Annotated in this window: 7 protein-coding genes and 2 pseudogenes; all 9 read left to right on the top strand. The window is 65.3% G+C overall.

Annotated elements, in window-relative coordinates; genetic code table 11:
* The coding region (locus JWN03_RS12375) for an SDR family oxidoreductase (protein ID WP_297613873.1) at window positions 1-175 on the top strand (175 nt) is incomplete at its 5' end.
* 33 nt (window positions 176-208) lie between these two features.
* Window positions 209-832: an NADPH-dependent F420 reductase gene (locus JWN03_RS12370; protein ID WP_297613871.1), complete on the top strand. Its 624-nt coding sequence runs from the start codon at window positions 209-211 to the stop codon at window positions 830-832.
* Between the two features lie 470 nt (window positions 833-1,302).
* On the top strand, window positions 1,303-1,656 hold the full coding sequence (locus JWN03_RS12365; protein WP_297613870.1) for a hypothetical protein: 354 nt from the start codon (window positions 1,303-1,305) through the stop codon (window positions 1,654-1,656).
* A gap of 363 nt (window positions 1,657-2,019) precedes the next feature.
* The gene (locus JWN03_RS12360; RefSeq protein WP_297613869.1) at window positions 2,020-2,814 is read left to right on the top strand and encodes a hypothetical protein; all 795 of its coding nucleotides are present in this window, start codon (window positions 2,020-2,022) and stop codon (window positions 2,812-2,814) included.
* 317 nt (window positions 2,815-3,131) lie between these two features.
* Window positions 3,132-3,629, top strand: a pseudogene (locus tag JWN03_RS12355) (FAD-dependent monooxygenase); the annotation flags it as partial.
* Between the two features lie 74 nt (window positions 3,630-3,703).
* A pseudogene (locus tag JWN03_RS45475) lies at window positions 3,704-3,868 on the top strand (hypothetical protein); the annotation flags it as partial.
* Between the two features lie 157 nt (window positions 3,869-4,025).
* Window positions 4,026-4,580, top strand: coding sequence for an aminoglycoside adenylyltransferase domain-containing protein (locus JWN03_RS12350; protein ID WP_297613868.1), 555 nt, complete (start codon window positions 4,026-4,028; stop codon window positions 4,578-4,580).
* 164 nt (window positions 4,581-4,744) lie between these two features.
* The gene (locus JWN03_RS12345; RefSeq protein ID WP_297613867.1) at window positions 4,745-5,152 is read left to right on the top strand and encodes a YciI family protein; all 408 of its coding nucleotides are present in this window, start codon (window positions 4,745-4,747) and stop codon (window positions 5,150-5,152) included.
* Window positions 5,153-5,175: 23 nt separating this feature from the next.
* On the top strand, window positions 5,176-6,321 hold the full coding sequence (locus JWN03_RS12340; RefSeq protein ID WP_297613872.1) for an RNA polymerase sigma factor: 1,146 nt from the start codon (window positions 5,176-5,178) through the stop codon (window positions 6,319-6,321).
* Window positions 6,322-6,622: the final 301 nt, after the last annotated feature.

Here is a 6,622-nt window from a genome sequence, read left to right as displayed (position 1 = left end):
GCAGGAAGAACTCTTCGACGAGGCCACCAAGCGCCAGTTCGAGTCCCTCATCCCCCGTGGCCAGATGGGCCGCCCCGACGAAATCGCCACCGCCGCCCTCTTCCTCGCCTCCGACGACTCCAGCTACGTCAACGGCATGGAACTCGTCGCCGACGGCGGCACCACCGCCATCTAAACCGAACGTCACACACCCAGGACAGGACATCTCATGAGCAACATCAGCATCATCGGCACCGGGAACATGGCCGGTACCATCGGCGCGCGGGCGGTGGCGGGCGGCAACACCGTCGAGGTCATGGGCCGCGATCAGTCCAAGGCCGCTGACCTGGCCAAGGCGCTCGGCGGCGGCACCACGACGGGAGAATGGCGCACCGCCCCGGCCGGGGACATCGTCATCGTGGCCCTGTTGTACGACGGTGTCGTGCCGGTCGTCGCCCAGTACGGAGACGCTCTCGCGGGCAAGGTCATCGTCGAGATCAGCAATCCCTTCAATTCCACGTTCGACGGGCTGGCCCACCGCGAGCAGACCTCGATCGCGCAGGAAGTCGCCAAGGTGGCCCCGGCCAGCGCCAGCGTGGTGAAGGCGTTCAACACCGTCTTCCGTCATGTCCTGGAGAAGGGTCGGCCCGACATCTTCATCGCTGGCGATAATGCGCAGGCCAAGGCAAGTGTGGAGGCGTTCATCGAGAGCCTCGGGCTGCGCCCGCTGGACGTCGGCGGCCTGAAAATGGCGCACTGGCTCGAAGGAGCGGGCGTGGTCACGATGGGCCTCGCCAACCACGCGGTGGGGAACTTGGACTTCGCCCTCAGCATCACCGAACTTCCCGTCTGAGCAAACGGTTGACCGATCACCGAAAGGACTCGCCAATGCAGTCACCGCGGCGAAGCGTCGTCAAACTGCCGGCAGCCTGAGGCCACGATCCGGTCTACCTGACCGGCGGCCGGCGGCTCGACTTTCTCACTCCGACGCCACGAATGCCCGAGCTGCGACGCGCGCCCGCTGGAAGTGCCTGCCGCACACGGGGCGGCAGAACCGCCGCGAAGTACTGGAGGAGGCTCTGGAGCTCGCGCACCAGTTCAAAGAGGCCGCGCCCGAGACACCGGTGATCTTCACCGTGCACGAACTCAAACGTCTGGCCCGCAACGCCGCCGAGTTGATGGCGTTCTCCGGGGAGTTGCAGGACGGTAGGGCCGGCCATTACCAGCGGTAGAGGCCGCCCGGCCCCCCGCATCCGGTCCGAAGGGCGCCTGACAAGCTGAACGCAGCACCGCTGTCAACTGACCTGAAGGACGGAATCCGACGTGGCCGATGCAGAACGGATCAGCTGGGACCATCTGAAGGCGCGGCAGCCGAGTGACGTTGAACGTGATGCGCTGCAAACGCAGCTGGTTGAGCGCGCTGTCGCGGTCAACCAGCATGGGTGGGACGAGTATCGGGACGTCTGGTCGGCCGGGGAAGTCGCCGGCGTTGCGTATCTGCTGGGCGACGCCGCACTCCTGGAGGAACTCGAGGAGCATGAGGGCTCGGTGCTGACCCGCTTCGCCGGAGACCTCTATGGATTCAAGGGTGCCCGCAAGGAGATCGAGTCCGGCCTGGTCAACACCCAGGCCTGGTTCGACGCCGCGCGCAAAAAGCTGGGTAAGGCCACCACCTAGCCGGTCGATTCTGGTGACGCCCACCGACTGCCACCAAGAGGCCGAACTCCACCGGGAAGGTGTCGGCGGCTCCAAGGCTGCTCTCTGCCTGCCTCGGGACTTCCGGTTGAAATGGTGGGCCAGACGGATATTGGGACCGGGCGAGCGTGGCAATCTGCAGCCACAGCAAATGTGCAGCAGGTGCAATCATTCGGTCAGCGTATGTTCAGCAAACATATGAACCGAGGGAGGTTGACTGTGAGCTGCCCTCACGCAACCTGCCGTAACGGACTACCGCACACAACTTCTGACCATCGAAACTCGGCGAGCGGCTCGCCGTGCAGCACCGATTGACCGCTTATTCCGTGTGTAAATATCAGCGCTATGACCGCACCGTTACTACTCCGCAAAATAGCCATCACCGCTGTGGCCGTCAGTGCGTCGATGGTGCTGCCGACAGCGTCGGCGCTGCCCGCAATTCCCGCGCCCGGTGGTGGATTCCAGGCATGTACGGCCGATGCCTGCGGCACCATCGGCTACGCCTGGGCCGACGATTCCGGCGCGCCGGTAGGCCATGTCACCGTCGCGCACCTGGTCTCCGAGGTGGGTCAACAGGTCACGTCGACCGCATTCAACGGCGTCCCCGTAACCACCATGACGACACTGAAGAGCACCCACGACGCCGACCTGTCCGTGGTGTCGGCGGTGTCGTCAGATCTGTCCTCGTCGATCACCCTGTCGGACGGCACGGTGCTGACGGTGTCCGGCTATGCCACGGAAGGCGACATCAAATCGGGTCAGCGAGTATGTCATTCGGGATGGAACGGCACGACCGCGACCATGCACGAGGTGTGTGGGACCGTGGACTCGATCGGGCCCTCCGCCGCATGCCAAGCGGCCGGTACCGGCACCAGCACCTGTGTGGTGCTGTTCGCTCCCCCAGCCGGGACCCGGGGTGGTGGCCCGGGCGACTCCGGTGCAGCCGCCTACAGCTACCAGCCCGACGGCAGCGTCACCGTGATCGGTAACTACAGGGGGACCACCACCGAAGGCAAGGCCATCATCGAACCGGTCTACGCCGCGATCCAGATCTTCGGTGGCCGCCCCTATCTCGGGGGCACGATCATCCCGCACGGCCCGCTGCCGGCGGGCCTGACCAGTGGATCGAACGGAAGCTGATCCGTGCGGACTATCTGGGCAGCGATACTCATGCCTGACGGTCTTTGATCCAGAACATGCCGCGGCCGGACTCCGCAGGCGCGCGAATCTCGAGTGGTTCGATCCGGTCGAGGCGGTAACCCAGTCGGCGAGCGACCTCGGCGCTGCGGATATCGGCTGCGTCGCAATGAATTTCGTGGCCGGGCAAAGTGATGGGAGGAGGTGACTCACTCCTTGCCCCCTCTCAACATATAGCGCACCCGGGGTCTTGCGGCAAGACCCCGGTGGTGCTGCAGAATCTCCTGCCGAAGCCAGAACCACCGGAAATAGGGGGTTTGATGATTGACGTAATCATTGCCGGCGGCGGACCGACCGGCTTGATGCTGGCCACCGAATTGCGTCTGCAGGGTGTGCAGGCGGTCGTGCTGGAGAAGGACGCCGAGCCGACCAAGATCGTCCGTGCGCTCGGGATGCATGCGCGCACCGTCGAGGTGATGGATCAGCGCGGTCTGCTGGACCGATTCCTCGCGCTCGGTAAGCAGTACCCGCTGGGCGGTTTCTTCGCCGGCATTCAAAAGCCGCAACCCGAGCGGCTGGACACGGCGCATGCGTACGTCCTCAGCATCCCTCAGCCCACAACCGTTCGCCTGCTGACCGAACACGCGCTCGAGGTCGGCGTCGAGATCCGGAGTGGCAGCGAACTGGTCGGGCTCAGCCAGGACGACCACGGGGTGACCGCCGAGCTGGCTGACGGCACACAGTTGCGTGCGCGCTATCTCGTCGGTTGCGATGGCGGCCGCAGCACGGTGCGCAAGCTGCTCGGCGTCGAATTCCCCGAAATGGTTCGGCACCGCCGTCCGCTGACCCAGCGTGAGGTCGTAATGCTCTGTGGTCCAGTCGAATACGGCATATGCCAGTCAGTCCGGATTCGTGCAGACTCGACTCCATGCCGATTCCCTCGATCGTCGAAGATACTGTCGGTGCCTACTTGGCTCTCGTCGACTCCGAAGCGCCCGGTCTAGTCCAGGGTCTGTATCTGGAAGGGTCTGTCGCACTGGGAGATTTCCGCCCTCACACTAGCGATATCGACTTTGTCGCGGTCACCGCCGCACCACCCGATACCACGGCGGTGGCCGCGCTCGACCAAGTCCACACGCGGCTTCGCCAAGAACGACGTCGTCCTTTCTTCGACGGGGCCTACCTGACGTGGCACGACCTCAGCACCGGTCCGGATGCTGTGGCGGCGCGGCCATTCAGTCTCGAGGGACAGTCAAGCGAAACCCATTGGTGCCCAACACACTCCGATCACTTGGCACACCCTTGCCCGTCACGGCGTCATCCTCCGCGGCCCCGCCATTTCCGAGATCGAGATCTGGACCGACGCTGCCGCCCTGGCTGCCTGGCAGAACACGAATCTCGACAACTACTGGGGGCGTGAACTGAGCCGAGCCTCTCGGCTACTCACCAAACCAGGCGTGGCGCTCCTCACCGATTACGGCACCGCCTGGATCGTCACGGGCGTCGCCCGCCTCCACTACACCATCGCCACCGGCGGCATCACTTCAAAGGAAGGAGCCGGACGCTATGCCCTGCAATCCTTCCCCGACCGCTGGCACCACTTGATCAACGAGGCGCTGCGGATCCGCCGCAACGACTCTCACCGCTCGCTCTACCGAAGCCCACTCCCCCGTCGCCACGACATTCTCGCGTTCGGCCATTTCGTGATCGCCGATGCTCACAGAATCTTCGATGACCGACCTGGATCCGAGACATCCCGCATCGAGTGACGGCTGGTGCGGTGGCTAGAGCTTGACGTGGCCATATGCTCGCGGGTGGGTTGCCATGAAAGATCGCCAGAAAATGTCGCGGCAGGATGTCGAGAATCCGGGCGCGGCTCCGTCCCCGAGGTGAACACGGCCGCACTGGGCTGTACCGCATCAAGGAGAACATGATGGCTAAGTACTTGTTGCTCAAGCATTACCGTGGGGCGCCGGCATCGGCCAATGATGTGCCGATGGACCAGTGGACGCCGGAGGAGATCACGGCTCACGTGCAGTACATGGGCGATTTCGCCACCCGGCTCGAGGGCACCGGCGAATTCGTCGACAGTCAGGCATTGTCCTCGGAAGGCACATTCGTCCGGTTCGACGGCGAAGGGCGGCCGCCGGTCACGGACGGGCCGTTCGCCGAGACCAAGGACCTGATCGCCGGGTGGATGGTGATCGACGTCGATACGTACGAGCGCGCGCTCGAGCTGGCCGGTGAGTTGTCCGCGGCTCCGGGCGCGGGTGGCAAGCCGATTCACGAGTGGCTCGAGCTGCGCCCGTTCCTGGGCGAAGCGCCGACGGTCACCGAGTGAGCGGACCGGCCAGGGCAGATCAGGTGGACGAGCTGCTGCTGCGGGAGCTGACTCCCGCGGTGATCGGCGTCCTCGTGCGTCGCGGAATCGACTTCGCGACCGCCGAAGACGCTGTGCAGGAAGCACTTATCCAAGCCGCGCTGTCCTGGCCGGACCAGCAGCCTGCCGATCCGAAGGGCTGGCTGGTCACCGTCGCCTGGCGCAAGTTCCTCGACACCCACCGCTCCGAGGCGGCGCGCCGCGACCGCGAGCAGCGGATCGAGGCCGAGCCGGCGCACGGACCGACCGAGGCAGAAGACGACACCCTTCAGCTGTACTTTCTGTGCGCGCACCTGTCACTGACACCAGCCTCGGCCGTCGCGCTAACGCTTCGCGCGGTCGGCGGTCTCACCACGCGGCAGATCGCGCAGGCATACCTGGTGCCGGAAGCAACCATGGCCCAGCGCATCAGTCGGGCCAAGCGGACCGTCTCGGGCATCCGGTTCGACCAACCCGGTGATGTCGGCACGGTGCTGCGTGTGCTCTACCTCGTCTTCAATGAGGGCTACTCCGGCGACGTCGACCTCGCCGTCGAGGCGATCCGCCTCACGCGTCAACTGGCAGCCAGGATCAAACATGAGGAGGTGGCGGGTCTCCTCGCGCTCATGCTGCTCCACCACGCCCGGCGCCCCGCACGAACCCGCACCGACGGCAGCCTCGTCCCGCTCGCCGAGCAGGACCGCAGTCTGTGGGACACCCGCCTGATCGCCGAAGGCGTCAACATTCTCCAGGCCGCTCTGGCTCGCGACCATCTGGGCGAATTCCAAGCCCAGGCAGCAATAGCCGCACTACACGCCGACGCCCGCACGGCCGAGGAAACCGACTGGGTACAGATCGTCGAGTGGTACGACGAACTGCTACACCTCACCGACAACCCGGTGGCCCGCCTCAACCGCGCCGTCGCAGTAGGCGAGGCCGACGGCCCCCGCTCCGGCCTCGCCGCCCTGGCGAACCTCGACCCTTCCCTCCCCCGCCACACTGCCGCCGCCGCATACCTACACGAGCGTGCCGGTGACTCAGCAACCGCAGCAAGGCTTTACACCGAAGCCGCCCGCGCAGCACCCAACCTCCCCGAGCGCGACCACCTCACCCGTCAGGCCGCACGGCTCAACGCACAGCTGCGCGGTTGAGCGGCCGTTCACCGGGGCAGACATTCCTAACCCGATAGCAGCCGTCCGCACAGCCTGCATGTCTCCTTCGATTTCGAGGCCGAAGCCGTCGATATCGAGAAACCGAACTACGGTCCTGACAGCCGAACTGCAACCCTGGCGTCGAGCAGCACCGGGCACCAAACGACTTAAAGTTCGCTCCTTGTGCACGCAATTCGGCATGAACACGCACGGCCCGTGGCCCGCGGTTGCCCGAGATGATCTCGGCCCGTTGATCTGCGGGCGTGCCATGTGGCCGACTCAAACAGCGCGCAACGCGGCA

Origin of the sequence: Nocardia sp. (assembly GCF_025465275.1) — a bacterium.
Classification (GTDB): Bacteria; Actinomycetota; Actinomycetes; order Mycobacteriales; family Mycobacteriaceae; genus Nocardia.
The sequence above is the reverse complement of the archived record's forward strand: the minus strand, read 5'-3'. Positions and strand labels throughout refer to the sequence as shown.

Coding starts and splice junctions, on each gene's coding strand:
- JWN03_RS12370 (WP_297613871.1), top strand. CDS start 209: ATGAGCAACATCAGCATCATCGGCACCGGGAACATGGCCGGTACCATC.
- JWN03_RS12350 (WP_297613868.1), top strand. CDS start 4,026: ATGCTGTGGCGGCGCGGCCATTCAGTCTCGAGGGACAGTCAAGCGAAA.
- JWN03_RS12345 (WP_297613867.1), top strand. CDS start 4,745: ATGGCTAAGTACTTGTTGCTCAAGCATTACCGTGGGGCGCCGGCATCG.
- JWN03_RS12360 (WP_297613869.1), top strand. CDS start 2,020: ATGACCGCACCGTTACTACTCCGCAAAATAGCCATCACCGCTGTGGCC.